The organism is Caulobacter vibrioides, from assembly GCF_002310375.3.
Taxonomy (GTDB): Bacteria; Pseudomonadota; Alphaproteobacteria; order Caulobacterales; family Caulobacteraceae; genus Caulobacter; species Caulobacter vibrioides_D.
Genome location: NZ_CP023315.3, coordinates 3,121,769 through 3,141,207 on the forward strand (window position 1 = coordinate 3,121,769; position 19,439 = coordinate 3,141,207).

The following is a 19,439-nucleotide window of genomic DNA, read 5'->3' on the forward strand; positions in this document are numbered from 1 at the left end:
GCGAGGCTTCCGGGATGACGAGGGATTTTTCTTCGCGGTATGGGGTAAGGCGTCCTAACGCCGCCGCGCGGCCAGGGCCCAGATGGTCGCGAGCACGGAAACGCCCAGCGTCAGCGCCCCGACCAAGTCCCATAGACCATCGCCCAGGAGGGCGGCGATCAGGCCAAACAGGCTGAAGGCGGCGATGACCGTCGGCGCGCGGAACACCTGCCAGAGGGAGAGATGATGCCCCCTCATCGCGCCGCCTTCCGCTTGGCCAGCCACAGATAGAGCCCCGAGGCCAGGATCACGATCGTGGCGATGTCGAGAAGCGCCCACAGGATCTTCAGGCCCATGCCGCCGTAGTCGCCAAAGTGCAGCGGCTGCGACAGGGTCAGGGTCTTCACATACCAGGGCGTCGGCGCGATCGCGGCCAGCTCGCCGGTGCGCGCATCGATCAGGGCGGGCGTGGTCAGGTGCGTGGTCAGCGGCGTCTTGCCGTGGAAGAACACCGCATAGTGGTGGTCGGTCGAATAGTCCGAGCCTGGGAAGGCGACGAACTGCAGGTCCTTGTCCGGCAGCGCCTGCTTCGCCTTATCGACGGCCGCCTGCAGCGAGCTGCGCTGACCCGGCGCGACGGGGCTGTCATAGGCCTGCGTCAGCTCCTTGAGGGCCGTGTTCTTCCAGTAGCCGACGATCGGCGTGGCCAGGGTGTTGACGACGCCGGTGGCGCCGACCACCAGCACCCAGGCCGCCGTCACCGCGCCAAGAAGATTGTGATAGTCCAGCCAGCGGGTGCGCGCCCGCTTGCTGGCCCGCACCGTGCCGAACGGCAACCGGCGCATGAAGGGCGCATAGAGCACCACGCCCGAAACGAGGGCCACGATCAGCAGCAGCCCCATGGCGCCCAGGAACAGCATCCCCGCCAGGCCCAGGAACATGTCGGTGTGCAGCTGGAGCAGGAACTCCATCACCGGATGCCCCGCCACCGGCGGCGCGGGATCGCCGCTGGTCTGGTCGATGGGCTGGAAGCTGTAGACCCCCGCCTTGCCGCCCGGCTGGACGCTGGTGACGTTCACCACCGGCCGGTCTTCATCGAAGCTCATATAGGCCGGAACCTCGCCCGGCTTGCGGGCGAGGGCGGTGTCCAGCACCTGGTCGAGGGTCAGCTTGGGGCCGTTCGGACGCGCGGGCGTCCAGGCCTCCTCCAACAGGACATGCTCGATCTCGTGGCTGAACACGAGCGGCAGCCCCGTGACGCACAGCATCAGCAGGAAAGCGGTCGAGACCAGGCTCGACCACTTGTGAACCCACGACCAGGTGCGGAGCGTCCGGGCCTTCATCGGCGCTAGAAGTCCGTGCTGATCGACAGGCGCAGGGTGCGCGGCGCGCCCAGCGTCAGGTAGTTGGCGCCCGGATAGCCGCCAACCGCCACCCACTGGTTCCGATCGGCCAGGTTCTCGACGCGGGCCCGCAGGGTGACCGCCTTGCCGCCGGCCTCGAAGGCGTAGCGCGCGCCGAGGTCAAAGCGCGTCCAGGCGTCCAGCGACACGGTGTTGGCGGTGTTGGCCTGCTGCGAACCGGTGTGGACCATGCGGCCCTCCAGGGTCAGGCCCTCGAGCGTGGCGATGTCCCACTCCAGGTTCAGATTGGCCTGGAACTCCGGCACGCCGATCGGGGTCTTGCCCTGCAGCGTGGCCGACAGGGCGCGGTTGATCTGGGCGTCCAGCCAGGTGGCGCCGCCCAGCAGGCGCAGGCCGGGAGCCGGCTGGCCGAAGACGGTCAGTTCGACGCCCTGGTTCTCCTGCTGGCCGCCGGCGGTGTAGCGACGGCTGGCGGCTTCGAAGTACTCGGCCGGCTGGGTGGTGCGGAACAGGCTGATCGCGCCGCCGAACGTGCCGGCGTCGTACTTGGCGCCGATCTCGGTCTGCTCGCCGCGGAACGGCGACAGGATCTCGCCGACATTGGCCACGGCCACGCCATTGACCTGGGCCGGGGCGATCTTCCCGGGGACCAGGGCCTCGGCGTAGTTGGCGTACAGCGAGATCTTGTCGCTGGGTTTGAACACCGCCGCCAGGGCCGGGGTGGTGGCGTCGCCGTCATAGACGCCGTTCTGGGCGCCGGTGTTGTAGTCGTACGAGCGGGTCTGGATGTCCTGATAGCGGACGCCCACCGTGACCAGCAGGCGCTCATTCAGGAACGACAGGGTGTCAGCCACCGCGACGCTGCGGTTCTTGACGCGCTCGGTGACATTGGGGTCGCTCTTGGAGCCGCCCACGAAGAAGTTCGGGTTCGGCGCGGCGACGGCCACCGGGTTGTAGAGGTTGCTGGCGAAACCGGCGAAGTTCGAGAAGGCGTAGGCGTTCTTGGACTTCAGGTTCACCTGGGCGACCGAGGCGACCAGCGCGTGGCCGACAGCGCCCGTGGTGAACTTGGCGCGCAGGCCCGCGTCCGTAGACAGGATCGAGTCCTTGCGGACGTTGTCGAAGCGGTAGGCGCTCAGCGTCCCGTCAGCCAGGGCCGTCGGGTTGGCCAGAACGTTGTCTTCCTTGCCCTGGCGACCGCCCAGGGCGGCCCAGGCGCTGACCGTGTCGGTCAGGTCGAACTCGCCGCGCGCCGCGCCGAACAGCTGGCGCTCGTCGGTGTGGGTCCAGGGCTGGGCGAAGTTCTTGTCGGCCGACGGGGCCTTGGGGATGGCGCCGGCCGGGGTGACGGTCGGACGCGCGCCCTCGATGCGGTGATCCTGCCAGCCGAGATCCGCCGAGAAGCGGGCGCGGTCGCCGCGACGATCGAGGCCCAGGCCCAGCACCGTCAGGTCGCGCTTTTCGCCGTCGACGGCCGTCTCGCCGCCGCGCAGGCCAAGGTTCACCCGCGCGCCATAGGCGTCGTTCTGGCCAAAGCGACGGGCGATGTCGGCCGAGCCATAGACTTGCTCGCCGCCGTCCCAACCGGCGGTGAAACGGGTCAGGGGCGCGGTCGGGGCGCGCTTAGGCATGAGGTTGAACGCGCCGCCGACGCCGCTGCCGCCGGGGGCTGCGCCGTTCAGGAAGGCGTTGGCGCCGCGGAACACGTCGACCCGCTCGATCAGCTCGGCCGCCACGAACTGGCGCGGCAGCACGCCGTAGAGACCGTTATAGGTCATGTCGTCGGAATAGACCGGGAAGCCGCGAACGACGTACAGCTCCTGGAAGTTGCCAAAGCCCTTGGTCACGCGGACGGTCGGGTCGTTCTGCAGCACGTCGGCCACGCTGCGGGCCTGCTGGTTGCGGATCAGGGCTTCGGTGTAGCTGGTGACGGCGAACGGCGTGTCCATCGTGTCCAGCGCGCCCAGGAGGCCAACGCGCGCGCCCTTGGCGACCTGGTCGCCGGCATAGGCGGGCGGCAGACGCACCTGCGAGCCGGTGATGACCACCTCGTCGACGCGGGTCGTATCAGCCTGCTGGGCCAGGGCGGGACTGGCCAGAGCGCCGCTGATCAGTGCAGACGACAGCAGAAGGGCGAGACGAGACGACATGGAACGATCCTGATAATGCGAGTGCGTCGCAATATCTGGCCTTCCGTTGCGTTTCAACTTTTTCCTCCCCGGGATGAGGGAGGCTCGCACCTTTCCCTCTCCCCTTGCGGGAGAGGGTGGCCGCCGAAGGCGGTCGGGTGAGGGGTCGCACGGCCATGCCGAGAAACCCCTCATCCGGCCCTTCGGGCCACCTTCTCCCGCAGGGGGAGAAGGATGAACTCAGGCCGTCGCCATCGCCTCGCCGCGCACCAGGGCGGCGTAGGTGTCCATCAGATCGAGCGACAGCTTGGCGGGCGTGAACTTGAACTCGCCCACTTCCGAGACCGGGGTGACCTCGGCGGCGGTGCCGACGATGAAGCACTCGGTGAAGGTGGCCAGCTCTTCCTTCTCGATGTGGCGCTCGACCACCTCGATCCCCTTGCCCTTGGCGATGTCGATCACCGTGCGACGGGTGATGCCGTCCAGGAAGCAGTCGGGCTTGGGGGTGTGCAGCACGCCGTCCTTGACGAAGAACACGTTGGCGCCGGTCGCCTCGGCGACATAGCCGCGATAGTCCAGCATCATCGCGTCGGCGTAGCCGTCCTTCTCGGCGGCGTGCTTGGAGATGGTGCAGATCATGTAAAGGCCGGCGGCCTTGGCGGCGATCGGGGCGGTCTTGGGGTCGGGACGCTGGTACTTGGCCCAGGTCAGGCGGATGCCCTTGGCCTTGGTGGCCGGATCGAAGTAGCTGGGCCACTCCCAGACGGCGATCGCCACGTGGATCTTGGAGTGTTGCGCCGAAACACCGATCATTTCGCTGCCGCGCCAGGCGATCGGACGCACATAGCAGTCCTTCAGGCCGTTCTTCGCCGCCGTCGCCTTGCAGGCCTCGTCGATCTCGGCCACCGTGTAGGGGATCTCAAAATCGAGGATCTCGGCCGACTTGAACAGGCGCTCGGTATGCTCGGTCAGTTTGAAGATTTCGCCGCCATACATGCGCTCGCCTTCGAACACCGACGACGCGTAGTGGAGGCCATGGGTCAAAACATGCACCTTCGCCTCGCGCCAGGGCACAAATTGCCCGTCAAGCCAGATCCAACCGTCACGATCGTCGAAGGGAACCAGAGACATCGGCCCAAGACCTCCTTATTGGGAACGCGGTTCTTAGACGCCCCGTGGGGGGATGCGTCAAATAAAATGGACTCCGCACGATGATAGCGCCGCTGCAGCCCGGTTCGGACGATCCCCGTCTGATCCTCCGCGAGGAGGAGCTGGACGGCGGGCTGGAACTGATCCTGCTGGCCGAGGCCTCGCTGTGGGCCGCCGTGGACGCGGTGCTGGAGACCGAGGCCCTGGGCCTGGGGCGCTCGCACTGGCGCGCGGCCTTCCTGCTGCGCCGCCGGCCGGGGATCGGGGTGCAGGACCTCTCCAAGCTGACCAGCCTGTCGAAACAGGCCGCCAGCCGCACCCTGTCCGACCTTGAAAAGGCGGGCCTGGTCGAGCGCGTCTCCGGTGATCTGGACGGGCGTCGCCGCCCCGCCGCCCTCACCGCCGAGGGCGTGGCCTTCGAACAGCGCACGGCCGAGCGGCTGCGGGCGCTGCTGGCCCGGGCCTACCGCACCGGGGGCCTCGACGGGGTGGCCGGCACGCGACGCATCCTGGCGGCGTTGGCCGGATCGCGGCAAGGTGTCGGCCCAGGACGACGGATGCCCACATGAACCCTGACGAGCGCCGCGAACGCCACCTCCTGGTGGTCGACGACGACGACCGGCTGCGCAAGCTGATCAAGGAATTCCTGAGCCGCGCGGGCTTTCGCGTCACCGCCGCCGCCAGCGCCGCGGCGGCCGACAAGCTGTTCGAGGCCCTGGACTTCGACCTGATGGTGCTGGACGTGATGATGCCCGGCGAGGACGGCATGGCCTTCACCAAGCGCCTGCGCGCCAAGGGCGGCGAGGCCGGCCGCACGCCGATCCTGATGCTGACCGCCCGCGACCAGACCGCCGACCGCATCGAGGGCCTGTCCAGCGGCGTCGACGACTATCTGGGCAAGCCGTTCGAGCCGCAGGAGCTGCTGCTGCGCATCGAGGCCATCCTGCGCCGCTCGGCCGCGCGGCCCGTCGGCCCCAAGGCCCTGAGTCTGGGCCGCTGCTCCTTCGACGCCGACCGGGGCGAGCTGACCTGCGACGGCGAGGCCGTGCGGATCACCGAGGCCGAGGTCACCCTGCTACGGCGCCTGGCCCGCTCGCTGCACGAACCAGTCGACCGCCTGGAACTGGCCCGCGACACCGCCGACGCCACCGGCCGCGCCGTCGACGTCCAGGTCACCCGCCTGCGCCGCAAGATCGAGCCGGACCCGAAGAACCCGCGCTACCTGCAGACAGTGCGGGGGGTTGGGTATCGGTTGGCGCCGGATTGATGGGGCGCGCCGTCCAAATCCTCCCCCCAGCGGGGGAGGTGTCCGCGCAGCGGACGGAGGGGGAAGTCGGCCGGCGACGGGGGTGTGATCTTCCCCCTCCGGCGCTTCGCGCCACCTCCCCCGCTGGGGGGAGGATTTAGGTGCCCCTCACCCGCCTCGACATCCCGCCGGCGCTGAAGCGTCTGCTGCCGACCACGCTGTTCGGGCGTAGCCTGCTGATCATCATCCTGCCGGTGGCGATCATGCAGATCGCCGTCACCTGGGCGTTCTTCGACGCCCACTGGCAGAGCGTAACCAGCAAGCTCTCCGAGGGCCTGGCCGGCGACATCGCCTGGGCGGTGCAGTCCTATGAGGACGATCCCAGCCCCGCCGCCGTCGAGAAGCTGGCCGAGCGGGCCGAAGGGGCGCTATCGCTGTCGATCGCCTTCCAGAAGGGCCGCAAGCTGCCGACCAGCCATCGCCCCTCGCTGTTCGCGGCCCTGGACCGGTCGCTGGACAAGGCGCTGGAGGACCGGCTGGACAACCCGTTCTGGTTCGATACGACCCGCTACCGCGCCTATATCGACATCCGCGTGCAGGTCGACGGCGGGGTGCTGCAAATCTACGCCCTGCGCGACCGCGCCTACGCCACCCAGGGCCACATCTTCATCCTGTGGATGGTGGTGGCGACCCTGCTGCTGACGGCGGTGGCCATCCTGTTCATCCGCAACCAGGTGCGGGCCATCGAGCGCCTGGCCGAGGCCGCCGACGCCTTTGGCCGGGGCGAGGATCCGGAGTTCAAGCCGCACGGCGCGCGTGAGGTGCGCCAGGCGGCCCTGGCGTTCATCGCCATGAAGCTGCGCATCCAGCGCCATATCGAGCAGCGCACGGCCCTTCTGGCCAGCGTCAGTCACGACCTGCGCACGCCGCTGACCCGGCTGAAGCTGGAAATGGCCCTGGCCGAGCCCTGCGAGCAGATGGAGGCCATGAAGGGCGACCTGGCCGAAATGGAGCACATGATCGACGAGTACCTGGCCTTCGCCCGCGGCGAGGGCGGCGAAGCGATCCAGGTCGTGGACCTGTCGGAACTGGTCGAGGGCGTGGTGGCCGACGCCGAGCGCGGCGGGGCGGCGATCGAGACCGAGATCACCCAAGGCCTGGAGACCCGCCTGCGTCCCCTCGCCTTCCGGCGCGCCCTGGCCAATCTGATCGACAACGGCGTGGCCCACGCCGACCAGGTGCGCGTCACGGTCAGCCCGCGTCAGACCGGCGGGGTCGATGTGGCCGTCGACGACGATGGTCCCGGCATCCCGGAAGACCGTTACGAAGAGGCCTTCAAGCCCTTCTCGCGGCTCGACGAGAGCCGGAACCAGAACGAGAAGGGCGTGGGCTTAGGGTTGGCCATCGCCCGCGACATGGCCCGCGGCCTGGGCGGGGATCTGGTGCTGTCCCGCTCGGCGCTGGGCGGCCTGCGGGCGCTGATCCGGCTGCCGGGGTAGCAGCAAAATAAGGTGTCATCCCGGAAACGCCGCAGGCGTTATCCGGGACCCAGGGGGTGACGAAACGCCGTGCGCGCCGCCCCTGGGTCCCGGCTCTCCGCTTCGCTACGGCCGGGATGACACAGCTTTTTTGCGCGTGAGGGACTAAGCCCCCCGATCCCGGAACGGGTCGGCCGGGTACACGCCCAGGATCTCGAAGCGCTCGGAGAAGAACTTCAGCTCGTCCAGCGCCAGGGCCAGGTTGCGGTCTTCGGGACGGCCGTCGACCTCGGCGTAGAAGAAGGTGGCGGTGAAGTTGCCGCCTTCCATGTAGCTTTCCAGCTTGGTCATGTTGACGCCGTTGGTCGCAAAGCCGCCCAGCGCCTTGTAGAGCGCGGCGGGCAGGTTGCGGACGCGGAACACGAAGCTGGTCACGCAGCGATGGGTGAAGTCCGGCGCCGCCGGGGCCTTGTCGGCGGTCATCACCAAAAAGCGCGTGGTGTTGTGACGCTCGTCCTCGATGTCGCGGGCCAGGATGTCCAGGCCATAGATCTCGGCGGCCAGGGCGGGCGCGACGGCGGCGTGGGTCGGGTTGGGCTTCAGGGCCAGGGCCTTGGCCGCGCCGGCGGTGTCGCCGGCGGCTTCGGTCTCGACGCCCAGGCGCTTGAGGCTATTGCGGCACTGGCTGAGCGCGATCGGCATCGAGCTGACGACCTTGATGTCCTCCAGCTTGACGCCCTTGTTGGCCATCAGCTGGAAGCGGATCGGCTTGAAACGCTCGCCGATGATCTTCAGGCCTGAGGCGGGCAGAAGATGATGGACGTCGGCGACGCGGCCGGCGATCGAGTTCTCGATCGGGATCATGCCCAGCTGGGCGACGCCCGTCTTGATCGCCTCGAAGGCCTCTTCAAAGGTCTTGCAGGGATAGGCCTCGTAGTCGGGAAAATAGGTGCGGCACGCCTCGTGGCTGTTGGCGCCGGGCTCGCCCTGGAAGGCGATCTTCTTGAGGAGGCTCATCGGGTTTCCTCGGCCTGCTTGCGGGCCGCTTCGAGATCAGAGGGATTGTCGACGGAGATCGGCGCGGTCTTGGCGACGGCGGCGCGGATGGTCAGGCCCAGCTCCATGGCGCGCAGCTGCTCCAGCTTCTCGCGCTTTTCCAGCGGCGAGGGCGCAGCGGCGTTGAAGGCCTCCAGCGCTTCGCGGCGATAGCCATAGATGCCGATATGACGCCAGACGGGCCCATCGCCATAGAGGGTGGAGCGGGTGAAATAGAGGGCGCGGCCGCTCTGGCCGTCCTCCTCCATGGCCAGCACGGCCTTGACCACGTCGGGATTGCTCCGGTCGGCGGGCGAGGCTTCGGGGGCCACGACGGTGGCGATGTCGGCGTCGCCGAACTCCTTAAGTATTCGCGCGCAGTCGGACAGCACCGCAGGGTCAACGAACGGCATGTCGCCCTGCAGGTTGATCACCACGTCGTGCTCGAACCCCGGATCCAGCTGCGCCAGCGCCGCGAGAATCCGATCCGAACCGGACGGCAGATCGGGGTCGGTCAGCACGGCGGTTCCGCCAGCCTTTTGAACCGCTTCGACGATTTCCGGGTCGCCGGCGGCTACGGCCACGCGACCAATACCCGCTTCGAGGCCCTGGCGCAGAACGCGCACGATCATCGAAACCCCGCCGATATCGGCCAGGGGCTTGCCCGGCAGGCGGGTCGCGGCCATCCGAGCCGGTATCAGAATGAGGGGGTTCATCGGTTCAAATCTCCGCCGCCCTGTTGCGCGAGGGGCGGTAGCGTGTAAGAGACGCGAGCGCAACATGACGCGCGCTGGAGACTCGTCCTTGTGATTCCGGCGCGCGGGTTTCAAGCCCGCCGTTCGACGGGCCGATAAGAGGCTGACAAGGCTGAAATGAGCGACCTGACGTTCAACAAGATCGCTGGCGGCGTGCTGCTGACCGGCCTCGTTATTTTCGGTCTGCGGGAAGCGTCCTCGATCGTCTTCGCCAAGCACGAAGTCGAGAAGGCCGGTTACGAGATCGCCGTCCAGGAAGAGGGCGCCGAGGGTGGCGCGGCCGCCGTCGAGGTCCTGCCGGACTGGAACGCCGTGCTGACCCCGGCCAACGTGGCCGCCGGCCAGGCCGTCGCGGCCAAGTGCGCCGCTTGCCACAAGTTCGACGCGGGCAACGCCAACGGCACGGGCCCTGGCCTGTGGGACGTGGTGGGCCGCAAGCCGGCCGGTCACGCCGGCTTCAACTACTCGACCGGCATGAAGGACTTCGCGGCCAAGACCCCGGTCTGGGACTACGACCACCTGTATGAATTCCTCAAGGCTCCGGGCAAGTACGTCTCGGGCACGAACATGACGTTCGTGGGTCTGAAGAAGTCGGAAGATCGCGTGGCGATGATCGCCTACATGCACAGCCTGGGTTCGACGCTGCCGGTTCCGCCGCCGCGTCCGGCCGCCGCCCCGGCCCCGGCCGAAGGCGCTGCTCCGGCGGCTGAAGGCGCGGCTCCGGCCGCCGAGGGCGCCGCCCCGGCTGCTGCTGGCGCTGCTCCGGCCGCCCCGGCCGCCGCCGCCCCGGCCGCGCCGAAGGCCTAAGCGCTCTTCGACATCCGCTACAACGAGGCCGCGACGCGAAAGCGCCGCGGCCTTTTTGTTTGCGTGAAGCGCCCCCTCCGTCACGTCGCCGATCGGCGCCGTGACACCTCCCCCGTTGCACGGGTGAGGAGGACGATGGCTTCCTTCCTGCCCCGCTTGCGGGGGAGGTGGTGCGCGGCGCAGCCGCGTGACGGAGGGGGCGCTTTGCCCTCTCCCTAAACCCGCCGGTACCCCAGCACCCCGCCCGTCGGCGTGGCCGCGATCCGCGCGATCGCCTCGGCCAGGGGCTCGATGGCGGTGGCCATGTGGTGGGCGTTGGCGTGCAGGATGGTGTCGGGATCCAGCAGGATGGCCACGTGGCCCTTCCAGAAAACGAGGTCGCCGCGCCGACGCTCGGCCTCGGCGATCTCAGGAAAGAAATCCCGCTGCAGATCGGTGTCACGCGGACAGGCCCGGCCGCAGGCGTAGAGCGCCTGCTGCACCAGGGCCGAGCAGTCCAGGCCCAGGCTCTCGCGGCCGCCCCACTGATAGGGCGCGTGCAGGAACCGCTCGGCGACGGCGACATAGTCGGTCTCGAAGCCGCCGCCGATCGGCGCCAGGTGGTGGTCGACGAACCAGCCCGCCCGCGCGCCCTTCACGAACCGGCCCTCGCGGGCCTCGATGCCGACCAGGGCGTTGAGACTGTAGAGCCCCACAATGGCCGACTTGATGTCCGGCTCGGCGAAGGCGTAGGTGCGCGGAACGGCGATGCGATGATCCGGCGTCAGCACCGGCGCCGACAGGGCCTCGCTCAGCACATAGCCGACATAGCGGTCGCGCCGCGCCTGGCCGAAGGCGAAATCGCCGGCCTCGAACAGCACGTCGAACAGTTCGCCGAAAACGAGCTGGTCTTCCTGCTCGGCGTCCGGCTCGGGGGCCTTGCGCAGGCTGGCGATCGGCGCGCTGACCTGCATCGGCGTGACGTCGGCGAAGCGCTCGGCGGGAACCAGCCCTTCCAGGCGGCGGTCCGCGACGCCGTCGCGAACCAGGGTGAGGCGGCGGTCGGGCGCGCTCATCGGGCGAACCGCGCCTGCAGCATGGCGAAGGCCGCGCGGATGGCCTGGACCTCGGCGCCCACCGGATAGCCGGGCCGCCCCTTGGGGTTCCAGGCGAAGACGTCGAAGTGGGCCCAACCGCCCTCGCTCGGCGCGAACCGCTGCAGGAACAGCGCCGCCGTCGTGGCGCCCGCCTGGGCCCAGCCGTCGGGGTCGTTCTTCAGGTCGGCGATGTCGCTGTCCAGCGCGTCGCGATAGGTCTCGGTCAGGGGCAGGCGCCACAGCGGGTCGGACACCTTGCGCGAGGAGGTCTCGATCTGGCCGGCCAGGGTGTCGTCAGCGGTCCAGAACGGGATCACGAAGGGTCCCATGGCCACCCGCGCCGCGCCGGTCAGGGTGGCGAAGTCCAGGGTCAGGGCGGGCTTGAGCTCAGCGGCGCGGGTCAGGGCGTCGGCCAGGATCAGCCGGCCTTCGGCGTCGGTGTTGCCGACCTCGACGGTCAAGCCGGCGCGAGTCTGCAGCACGTCGCCCGGACGCATGGCGTCGCCGGCGATGGCGTTCTCGACCACGGGGGTCAGGATCACCAGACGCACCGGCAGTTTGGCCTCCATGACCATCCGCCCCAGCGCCAGGGCGTGGGCGGCGCCGCCCATGTCCTTCTTCATCAGGCGCATGCCGGCCGAGGGCTTGATGTCGAGACCGCCGGTGTCGAACACCACGCCCTTGCCCACCAGGGCCAGCACGGGATGGGCGGGATCGCCCCAGGCGATCTCGATCATGCGCGGCGCGCGCGCATCGACCGCCGCGCGGCCCACGGCGTGGACGGCCGGGTAGTTCTCTTTCAAGAGGTCATCGCCACGCACGACCGACAGGGTGGCGCCGTACTGCTCGGCGATCTCGCCGGCGATCGCCTCGATCTGCAGCGGGCCCATGTCGTTGGCCGGGGTGTTGACCATGTCGCGGCACAGGGCGCAGGCGTGGGCCAAGGCGGTGACGAAGGCCACATCGACGCCCTTGGGGGCCACTAGGCGCGGGATCGGCTCGCCGCGTTTCTTGTAGCGGTCATAGCGATAGGTCCCGAGCGCAAAGGCCAGGGCCGCCTGCTCGCCGTCCAGGCCCTTGGGCAGGCGCGAGAGCGCGTAGTCGCCGGCCGGCAGCTTGCCCGCCAGGCCCCGCAGCAGCGACAGATCGGCGCGGCCCGAGCCTGCGCCCATCAGCACCTGCTCAACCGCCCCGCTGGCGCCGGGGACGGCCAGCACCTGCCCGGCCTTGCCCGTGAACTTGTTGGCGGCGGCGTAAGTCCTGACCGGCGCGCGCTTTCGCGCCAGGAACGCCTCGACCTCGGACTCCGCGACGGGATGCACCGGGATCGCCTGGCCGTCGGCCTTGGCGAGGATCGGATGCGCGGCGTCGGTCATCGGCGAAACCCTTAAAAACTATGCTTAACGATTCCTTGAGGCCCGCGCGGGATGATGCGCGCACCTTCTGGAGACTTGTCTTCATGTGTCGCAAGCGCGCGCTCATCGCAACCGTTCTCGCCCCCATCGCCCTGGCCCTGGCGACTCCGGTCTTCGCCGCCGATCCGCCCAAGGCCGACGCCGGCAAGACCGCCAAGCCCGCGCCGGCGCCGGAGCCGATCAAGGCATCCCCGCAGCAGCGGGCCGAGGCGCGCCGCCTGGATCCGCTGGCCCAGGCCGCCTTCTGGGGGGCCGAGTTCGAGGTTGATCCGGCCGACGCCGAAGCCGGCGCGGGCCTTGCCTGGTCGCTGCGGGCTCTCGGCCGCGCCGACGAGGCCGCCATCGCCGCGACCAAGGGCCTGATCGCCCATCCCGACCACACCGGCCTGTTGCTGGAACTGGCGCGCGCCCACATCGCCCGGGGCCAGGGCTTCTATGCGATCGAGCCGGCCCGCAAGGTCGCCGCGCTTTCGCCCAAGGACTGGCGTCCGCTGACCCTGCTGGGCGTCGCCTACGAACAGGCCGAGCGGGACGAGGAGGCCGAAGCCGCGCACCGCCAGGCCATTGCGCTGGCGCCCAACGAGGCCACGCCGATCGCCAACTACGCGATGCATCTGGCCGCCAAGGGCGACCTGGCCGGCGCCGAAGCCCAGCTTCGCCGCGCGGTGACCCTGCCCTCGGCGGGAATCCAGGTGCGTCAGAACCTGGCCCTGGTGGTCGGCCTGCAGGGCCGTCTTCCGGAAGCCGAAAAGCTGGTCCGCGCCGACCTGCCGCCCGAGCAGGTCGCCAACAACCTGGCCTATCTGCGCGCCGCCGTAGGCCAGGCGGGTCAGGCCCGGAGCTGGGACGCCATGCGGGCCGGCGGCGGCCGCTAAACGCCCTGAGCGCCCCCTCCGTCACGGCGCGGTTCCGCGCCGCGACACCTCCCCCGTTGCACGGGGGAGGAAGAGAAACAGTCATCCTCCCCCGCGCGCGGGGGCGGTGGATCGACGCAAAGCGGCGAGACGGAGGGGGCGCTTAAGGCCCCCTACCCCGCCAGGGCCTGGCTCACCACCTGGGTCGCCTTGGTGAAGGTGCTCAGCAGCGGCGTGGCCAGCACCTGCTTCAGCGTGAAGGCGAAGAACGCCGCCAGTCCCAGCAGCAGCGCCATCTCAAGCGCCGCGCCGCCCTTTTCCTCCTCCGCGAACACGCGAACCGGAGGCCCCTTGCCATGATAGTCCATCGCACCTGTCCCAAACCGACACTGAACGGTTGAGACAGCGCAAGACCTGCGCCAGGAACTCTACTTGAAGGCGTCCTGCACCTTCATGATCGCCGGGCCCAGGATCATGACGAACAGCACGGGCAGGAAGAACAGGATCATCGGCACGGTCAGCTGGGCCGGCAAGGCGGCGGCCTTCTTTTCAGCGGCCGAGAGCCTCAGCTCGCGGTTCTCCTTGGCCATGACGCGCAGCGCGGTGCCCAGCGGCGTGCCGTAGCGCTCGGCCTGGATCATCGCGGTGGCCACCGACTTGATGCCGGGATGGTTGGTGCGGCGGGCGAGGTTCTCATAGGCCAGGCGCCGGTCGGGCAGGTACGACAGCTCGGCGGTCAGCAGGCTGAGCTCCTCGGCCAGCTCCATGGACGAAGCGCCCACTTCGGCCCCGACCTTCTGGATGGCCGCTTCGATCGACATGCCGCTCTCGACGCAGATCAGCAGCAGGTCCAGCGCGTCGGGGAACGCCGCCACGATCGACTCGCGGCGCTTCTGGGCGACGTTGGTGATGTAGACGTTGGGCGCGTAGTAGCCGAAGGCCAGGAACGCCACGCAGGCGCACATCTTCTGGATCGGCAGCAGGCCAAAGTCGTTGATCAGATAAAGATAGAAGGCCGCGCCCGCCGCGAAGGCGAACGGCATGGCGAACCGGAAGAAGTAGAAGGTGCTGACAGGCTTGGGCCCGCGAAAGCCGGCCTGGGCCAGCTTTTCCACCACCTTGGGATCCTCCAGCAGCCGCGACAGCTGCAGACGGTCGACGACGTTCTTGTAGAGGCCTTCGTCCTGGTGCCGCAGGCTGCCGCCGGCCGTGCCGGTGGTGCGCGTGGAGATGGACTGGCGCGAGCGGCGGCGCAGCTCCTCGCGACGGTTGGCCACCGACTTAAGGCGGCCTTCCAGGTTGTTGTCGCGCATCACCGGCGAGGCCAGGGTGATGATGGTGGCGAACACGACCACGGCGATGAACGCCGTCAGCACGTTCGAGGGATTGGTCAGGGTCTCGACTAACGACATTCGGCCCTCCCCCTCAGAACTTGAAGTTGATCATGTTGCGCATCACGAAGATGCCGATGCTCATCCAGACGGCGCTGGCCAGCAGCATCAGGTGGCCGCGCGGGTCGGCGAACATCGGGGCCATGTAGGCCGGCGAGGTGACGCTGATCAGAGTGACGACGCCCGGCGGCAGGCAGCCGATGATGAAGGCCGAGGCGACCGCTTCGGCCGACAGGGCCTTGATCTTCTCCTTCATCAGCTTGCGCGCGCGCAGCACGGTGGAGAGATTGCCCAGGGCCTCGGCCAGGTTGCCGCCGGTCTTCTGCTGGATGGCCAGCACGATCGAGAAGAAGCGCAGCTCGTTGGTCGGCATGCGCTCGTACATCTTCTCCAGGGCTGCATCCATCGGCACGCCCATGGCGATGTTCTCGGTCAGGGTGCGGAACTCGCCGGCCAGGGGCTCGGGACACTCCTTGCCGATGATCTTCAGACAGTCGTGGACCGGCAGGCCCGACTTGATACCGCGCACGATGATGTCGACGGCGTCGGCGAAGGCCTCGGTGAACTTGTGGGTCCGGCCCTTGGCCAGGAAGCCCAGCACCCAGCGCGGCAGGCCTGCGCCGGCCGCGAAGCCCGCGCCCAGAGCCACCAGCGGCGACTGTCCCAGCAGCAGGATGATCATGGCCACGAACAGGCCCAGCACCCCGCTGACGATCCAGAACATCTTGACGTTCTCGCCCAGGCCCGCGGCCTGCAGGCGGGCGGCGATGCTGAGCGAGGCCTTCTTCTGCTTGCGCTCCTGGTCCTTCAGCGCCTTGAGGATGGCCTGGCGGCGGGCGTCGGGCGTGTTGGCGGCGGCCTTGGCGCGGACGCTGGCCTGGCGCTCGCCGCCCTTGGCGATGATCTGAGCGCGCTTGGCGGCCTTGGTCGTATCGCTGTCGCCGCCCGCGAACGCGAAGCCGAGACCGGCGATGGTGATGAAGCCCAGGATCCCGGCCAGGACGAACAGCATCGCCTACTCCGCCGCGTCCAGAGCTTCGGCCAGTTCGCGCTCGAGGCCGTAATAGCGGGCGCGATCCCAGAAGCGCGGACGGGCGATGCCGGTCGAGCGATGCTTGCCCACGACCTTGCCGTTCTCGTCCTCGCCGGTGATCTCGTAGACGAACAGGTCCTGGGTGACGATCACGTCGCCTTCCAGACCCACGACCTCGGTGATGTGGGTGATGCGGCGCGTGCCGTCGCGCAGACGGGCGGCCTGGATGATGACGTCGACCGAGCCGACGATCATCTCTTTGATGGTCTTGGACGGCAGGCCATAGCCGCCCATGGTGATCATGCTCTCGATCCGGCTGATCGCCTCGCGCGGGCTGTTGGCGTGCAGCGTGCCCATCGAGCCGTCGTGGCCGGTGTTCATGGCCTGCAGCAGGTCGAACGCCTCGGGCCCGCGGACTTCGCCGACGATGATCCGTTCGGGACGCATCCGCAGACAGTTCTTGACCAGATCGCGCATGGTCACCGCGCCGCTGCCTTCCAGGTTCGGCGGACGGGTTTCCAGGCGCACCACGTGCGGCTGCTGCAGCTGCAGTTCGGCGGCGTCTTCGCAGGTCACGACCCGCTCGGTGGGGTCGATGAACGCGGTCATGGTGTTGAGCAGCGTCGTCTTGCCCGAGCCGGTGCCGCCCGAGATGACGATGTTGCAGCGGCAGGCGCCGATGACCCCCAGAACCCGCGCCCCTTCCGGACTGATGGAGGCGAACTCCACCAGGTTCTTCATGGTCAGCTTGTCCTTCTTGAACTTCCGGATGGTCAGGGTCGGACCGTCCAGCGCCAAGGGGGGCGCGATCACGTTGACGCGGCTGCCGTCGGGCAGGCGGGCGTCGCAGATCGGCGAGCTTTCGTCGACGCGCCGGCCGACCTGGCTGACGATCCGCTGGCAGATGTTCATCAGCTGGAGATTGTCGCGGAAGCGGACATTGGTCAGCTGGACCTTGCCGCCCACTTCGATGAAGACCCGGTGCGCGCCGTTGACCATGATGTCGGCGATGTCGTCGCGGCTGAGCAGCGGCTCCAGCGGGCCATAGCCGAGGACGTCGTTGATGATGTCCTGGACCAGGTGCTCCTGCTCGGCCACCGACATCGAGACGTTCTTGATCGCCACCAGTTCGGCGACGATGTCGCGGATCTCCTCGCCCGCCTGCTTCACGTCAAGCTGGGCCAGCTGGCTCAGATCGATGGTGTTCAGCAGGGCGTTGAAGATCGTGGTCTTGGTGGCGTGGTAGTAGTCGCTCTGCTCACGAACGATGTTGGCCGTCTGCGGCTGGCCCTGGGCGGCGCGCAGTTGCTCCAGGCCCGCCGTCGCCTTGGGCGCGGGGCCATTGACCTTGGGCGCGGGGGCCTTGGGCTCAGGCGCCGCCGGGGCCGGCTCGACGCGTTGCGGCCGCGTGGCGATGGTCGCGCCGCCCGCGGGAGCGGGGGGCGGGGCCTTGGGATCGCCGGAGGCTGACGTGTCGCGCTTGCCGAACATCTACTTCTTCTTGAACAGGCCCGAGAACATCGAGGTCTTTTGCGCCGGCGGCGGCTCGCGCCGGCTGATCAGCCGCGCCAGGTGCTCCAGCCCCTCGGCGGCCTTGGACTTGGGCGCCACCTCGGCCAGCATCTGACCGTTGTTGGCGGCTTGGCCGTAGGGCTTGGGATCGAAGGGCAGCACCAGCGAGGGCTGCACGCCCAGCGCCTCGCCGAAGTCCTTGACCGGGATCTCCGGGCGACCGGGCACGCCCACCTGGTTCAAGACGAGGCGCGGCGGCGCATCGTTGGGACGCGAGCCCCGGACCAGGTCGATGATGTTCTTGGCGTTGCGCAAGCTGGCCAGATCGGGCGTGGCCACCACCACCAGCTCATCCGAACCGATCAGCACCCGGCGGCTCCAGGCGTTCCAGACGTGCGGCAGGTCCAGCACCACGAACGGGGCCGCGCCGCGGATCTTCTGGGTGACTTCCTCGAAGGCGTCGGCGCCGAACTCGTAGTCGTCGTCAAGCGAGGCCGGGGCGGCGAACAGCGACAGGCGGTCGGCGCAGCGCACCATCATCCGGTCCATCAGCACCGGGTCCAGACGGTCGGGCTGGCTCAGGGCGTCCAGCACGCCTTGCAGCGGGTCCTGGTTGAAGTCGAGGCCGGCGGTGCCGAAGGCCAGATCCAGGTCGACCAGCACGGTCGCCGTCTGCATCTTCTCGGCCATGGCCCAGGCGAAGTTGTGCGCCAGGGTCGAGGCCCCCACCCCGCCCTTGGCGCCGACAAAGGCGATCTGGCGACCGGTGAACGGCGCGGCGGGGTCGGCGTACAGCGCGCCGACCGCGCGGATCACCTGCAGCGGCCCCAGCGGCTGGGTCAGGTATTCGCTGACGCCCCGACGCATCAGTTCGCGATAAAGGGCGATGTCGTTGGTCTGGCCCACGACGACCACCTTGGTGCCCGGGTCACAGACCTGGGCCAGGCTGTCGAGCAGGTGCAGCAGGCGCTGGGCGCCGTCCAGGGTCTCGACCATCACCAGCGAGGGCGTGGGCTGGTTCTGGTAGTAGTCGACTGCGGCTTCCAGCCCGCCGTCGCGCACGATGGTAGCGGCGCGCGACATCCGACGGTCGGCGGCGGCCTTCTCGATCAGGGCGGCGGTCTCGGGCCGGGCGCAGAAGGCGTGGATGGTGATGCGCGGGATCACCGCATCGCCCAGGCCGCTGTCGGCGATCGGCTCGTCATAGGCGGGCGCGGGCGCGCTGGACGCCCCGGCGGGAATGTCCAGCGACCGGTCATCATAGTCGTTGACCGAAGGGGCCGGCGCGGGGGGCTGAGCCGGTCGCGCCTGAGGCGTAGGCCGCGTAGTCGGCGGGGCGACCTGCGACGAGCGGGCCGGCGGGGCCGTGTCCTCGCGGGGCCGCGCGGGCGGGAAGTCGGCGAACGGGTCCTCGAACCCGCCCGCCGGCGTCAGCGACGGGGCGGACGAGCGCCAGGGATCGCCCGCGCCGGTGGTGAACTCGTCGGCGGCGTCGAAGCCCAGATCGAAGGGGTCGTTGTCGGTCGGCCGCATTACTGGATCGCCTTCGAGACGGCGCCGCTGGCCTGCGCATCCTTGGCCGAGCTGGTGATCTCGCCCTTGCGGTACTTGCCCAGCACGGTGTCGCGGCGCCCCGTATCGGCCGGGGTCATGTCGCGCGGCCGGATCAGGTCCTCGGGATTGGCGACCTGGGCGGCGATATTGGCCGCCATGGCGCAGCCGAAGTTCTCGTGCACGGTGTTGTCGCGGGTCGCCGCCAGGTTCTCCCAGCGTTGGCCGCACTTGATCGGCTGGGCCTCGTAACGGACGAAGCCGACGCGGATCGCGCCCTCCTCGGCGCTGGCTGGATCAACGCCGACGACCCGCACGCGCGAGCCGGCGCCCAGGGCGGCCAGGCGGTCGCGGATCTGGATGGCCATGCCGCCGGCGGTATGCGGCGCGGTGACCACCATCTCGCGGCCCTCAGCCTCCAGCCAGCGCGAGACCAGGGCTTCCAGGGCCGCCGACTGGTTGGCCGACAGGCCCGCGGCGTGCGGCTTCAGCAGGATCTCGTCCGGCGCGGCGTCGACCTTGATGCGGTCCATCCACTGCTGGGTCTCGGTGGCGGCCAGCTTGCTGGGCCCCTGGTCGGGCGGCGTCGAGGCGCAGGCGGCCAGGCCCAGCAGGGCGGCGCCGAAGAGGACGGTCTTGACGGGAAGGCGAAGCGTCATGGCGGC

The 19,439-nt window shown here is 69.2% G+C and carries 19 protein-coding genes and 1 pseudogene; 5 read left to right on the forward strand and 15 right to left on the reverse strand.

The window, feature by feature from the left end; translation table 11 throughout:
* Positions 1-54: 54 nt before the first annotated feature.
* The 4 genes from CA606_RS14780 to CA606_RS14795 form a co-directional block, all read right to left on the reverse strand.
* The gene (locus CA606_RS14780; RefSeq protein WP_096050424.1) at positions 55-264 is read right to left on the reverse strand and encodes a hypothetical protein; all 210 of its coding nucleotides are present in this window, start codon (positions 262-264) and stop codon (positions 55-57) included.
* Positions 234-1,418 (reverse strand): PepSY-associated TM helix domain-containing protein, encoded by a 1,185-nt coding sequence (locus CA606_RS14785; RefSeq protein WP_096053765.1) that lies wholly within the window; start codon positions 1,416-1,418, stop codon positions 234-236. The genes CA606_RS14780 and CA606_RS14785 overlap by 31 nt, the downstream gene beginning before the upstream one ends.
* Positions 1,328-3,493, reverse strand: a complete 2,166-nt coding sequence (locus CA606_RS14790) for a TonB-dependent receptor (RefSeq protein WP_096053764.1) — start codon at positions 3,491-3,493, stop codon at positions 1,328-1,330. Before CA606_RS14790 ends, CA606_RS14785 begins: the two co-directional genes overlap by 91 nt.
* 219 nt (positions 3,494-3,712) lie before the next feature.
* Positions 3,713-4,603, reverse strand: coding sequence for a branched-chain amino acid aminotransferase (locus CA606_RS14795; protein WP_096050423.1), 891 nt, complete (start codon positions 4,601-4,603; stop codon positions 3,713-3,715).
* 80 nt (positions 4,604-4,683) lie between these two features.
* On the opposite strand from CA606_RS14795, the gene CA606_RS14800 reads away from it, so the two are divergent.
* The 3 genes from CA606_RS14800 (at position 4,684) to CA606_RS14810 (ending at position 7,366) form a co-directional block, all read left to right on the forward strand.
* Positions 4,684-5,190 carry a MarR family winged helix-turn-helix transcriptional regulator gene (locus CA606_RS14800; protein ID WP_096050422.1) on the forward strand — a complete coding sequence of 169 codons (507 nt, stop codon included), beginning with the start codon at positions 4,684-4,686 and terminating at the stop codon, positions 5,188-5,190.
* A complete protein-coding gene (locus CA606_RS14805) occupies positions 5,187-5,888 on the forward strand; it encodes a response regulator (protein ID WP_096050421.1) in 702 nt (233 codons plus the stop codon). The genes CA606_RS14800 and CA606_RS14805 overlap by 4 nt, the downstream gene beginning before the upstream one ends.
* 140 nt (positions 5,889-6,028) lie before the next feature.
* Entirely contained in the window at positions 6,029-7,366 is a 1,338-nt protein-coding gene (locus CA606_RS14810) for an ATP-binding protein (RefSeq protein WP_096050420.1), read from the forward strand.
* 41 nt (positions 7,367-7,407) lie between these two features.
* Here the strand turns inward: CA606_RS14810 and CA606_RS20225 are convergent.
* The 3 genes and pseudogenes from CA606_RS20225 to CA606_RS14820 all read right to left on the reverse strand — a co-directional run.
* Positions 7,408-7,524 (reverse strand): annotated as a pseudogene (locus CA606_RS20225) (hypothetical protein); the annotation flags it as partial.
* Positions 7,511-8,362 carry a prephenate dehydratase gene (locus tag CA606_RS14815; protein WP_096050419.1) on the reverse strand — a complete coding sequence of 284 codons (852 nt, stop codon included), beginning with the start codon at positions 8,360-8,362 and terminating at the stop codon, positions 7,511-7,513. The pseudogene CA606_RS20225 and the gene CA606_RS14815, both read right to left, overlap by 14 nt.
* Positions 8,359-9,096, reverse strand: a complete 738-nt coding sequence (locus CA606_RS14820) for a 3-deoxy-manno-octulosonate cytidylyltransferase (RefSeq protein ID WP_096050418.1) — start codon at positions 9,094-9,096, stop codon at positions 8,359-8,361. The genes CA606_RS14815 and CA606_RS14820 overlap by 4 nt, the downstream gene beginning before the upstream one ends.
* A gap of 156 nt (positions 9,097-9,252) precedes the next feature.
* Here CA606_RS14820 and CA606_RS14825 point away from each other — a divergent pair, with 156 nt between their 5' ends.
* Positions 9,253-9,942: a c-type cytochrome gene (locus CA606_RS14825; RefSeq protein ID WP_096050417.1), complete on the forward strand. Its 690-nt coding sequence runs from the start codon at positions 9,253-9,255 to the stop codon at positions 9,940-9,942.
* Positions 9,943-10,157: 215 nt separating this feature from the next.
* Here CA606_RS14825 and CA606_RS14830 read toward each other — a convergent pair whose 3' ends face one another.
* Entirely contained in the window at positions 10,158-10,997 is an 840-nt protein-coding gene (locus tag CA606_RS14830; RefSeq protein ID WP_096050416.1) for an NlpC/P60 family protein, read from the reverse strand.
* Complete coding sequence (locus CA606_RS14835; RefSeq protein ID WP_096050415.1) at positions 10,994-12,394, reverse strand: leucyl aminopeptidase family protein; 1,401 nt, start codon at positions 12,392-12,394, stop codon at positions 10,994-10,996. Before CA606_RS14835 ends, CA606_RS14830 begins: the two co-directional genes overlap by 4 nt.
* A gap of 83 nt (positions 12,395-12,477) precedes the next feature.
* On the opposite strand from CA606_RS14835, the gene CA606_RS14840 reads away from it, so the two are divergent.
* Positions 12,478-13,308, forward strand: a complete 831-nt coding sequence (locus CA606_RS14840; RefSeq protein WP_181242607.1) for a tetratricopeptide repeat protein — start codon at positions 12,478-12,480, stop codon at positions 13,306-13,308.
* A 152-nt stretch (positions 13,309-13,460) separates the two neighbouring features.
* On the opposite strand, the gene CA606_RS14845 is transcribed toward CA606_RS14840, so the two are convergent.
* From CA606_RS14845 to CA606_RS14870, 6 genes are read right to left on the reverse strand one after another with little or no spacing between them, the layout of a single operon-like run.
* Positions 13,461-13,655, reverse strand: coding sequence for a hypothetical protein (locus CA606_RS14845; RefSeq protein WP_096050413.1), 195 nt, complete (start codon positions 13,653-13,655; stop codon positions 13,461-13,463).
* 60 nt (positions 13,656-13,715) lie between these two features.
* Positions 13,716-14,699 carry a type II secretion system F family protein gene (locus CA606_RS14850; protein ID WP_096050412.1) on the reverse strand — a complete coding sequence of 328 codons (984 nt, stop codon included), beginning with the start codon at positions 14,697-14,699 and terminating at the stop codon, positions 13,716-13,718.
* Positions 14,700-14,712: 13 nt separating this feature from the next.
* Positions 14,713-15,690 carry a type II secretion system F family protein gene (locus tag CA606_RS14855; protein ID WP_096050411.1) on the reverse strand — a complete coding sequence of 326 codons (978 nt, stop codon included), beginning with the start codon at positions 15,688-15,690 and terminating at the stop codon, positions 14,713-14,715.
* A gap of 3 nt (positions 15,691-15,693) precedes the next feature.
* Positions 15,694-17,202, reverse strand: coding sequence for a CpaF family protein (locus CA606_RS14860; RefSeq protein ID WP_096050410.1), 1,509 nt, complete (start codon positions 17,200-17,202; stop codon positions 15,694-15,696).
* On the reverse strand, positions 17,203-18,756 hold the full coding sequence (gene cpaE / locus CA606_RS14865) for a pilus assembly protein CpaE (RefSeq protein ID WP_096050409.1): 1,554 nt from the start codon (positions 18,754-18,756) through the stop codon (positions 17,203-17,205). It abuts the gene before it with no gap.
* Positions 18,756-19,433 carry a CpaD family pilus assembly protein gene (locus tag CA606_RS14870; protein WP_096050408.1) on the reverse strand — a complete coding sequence of 226 codons (678 nt, stop codon included), beginning with the start codon at positions 19,431-19,433 and terminating at the stop codon, positions 18,756-18,758. Before CA606_RS14870 ends, cpaE begins: the two co-directional genes overlap by 1 nt.
* Between the last annotated feature and the right edge of the window lie 6 nt (positions 19,434-19,439).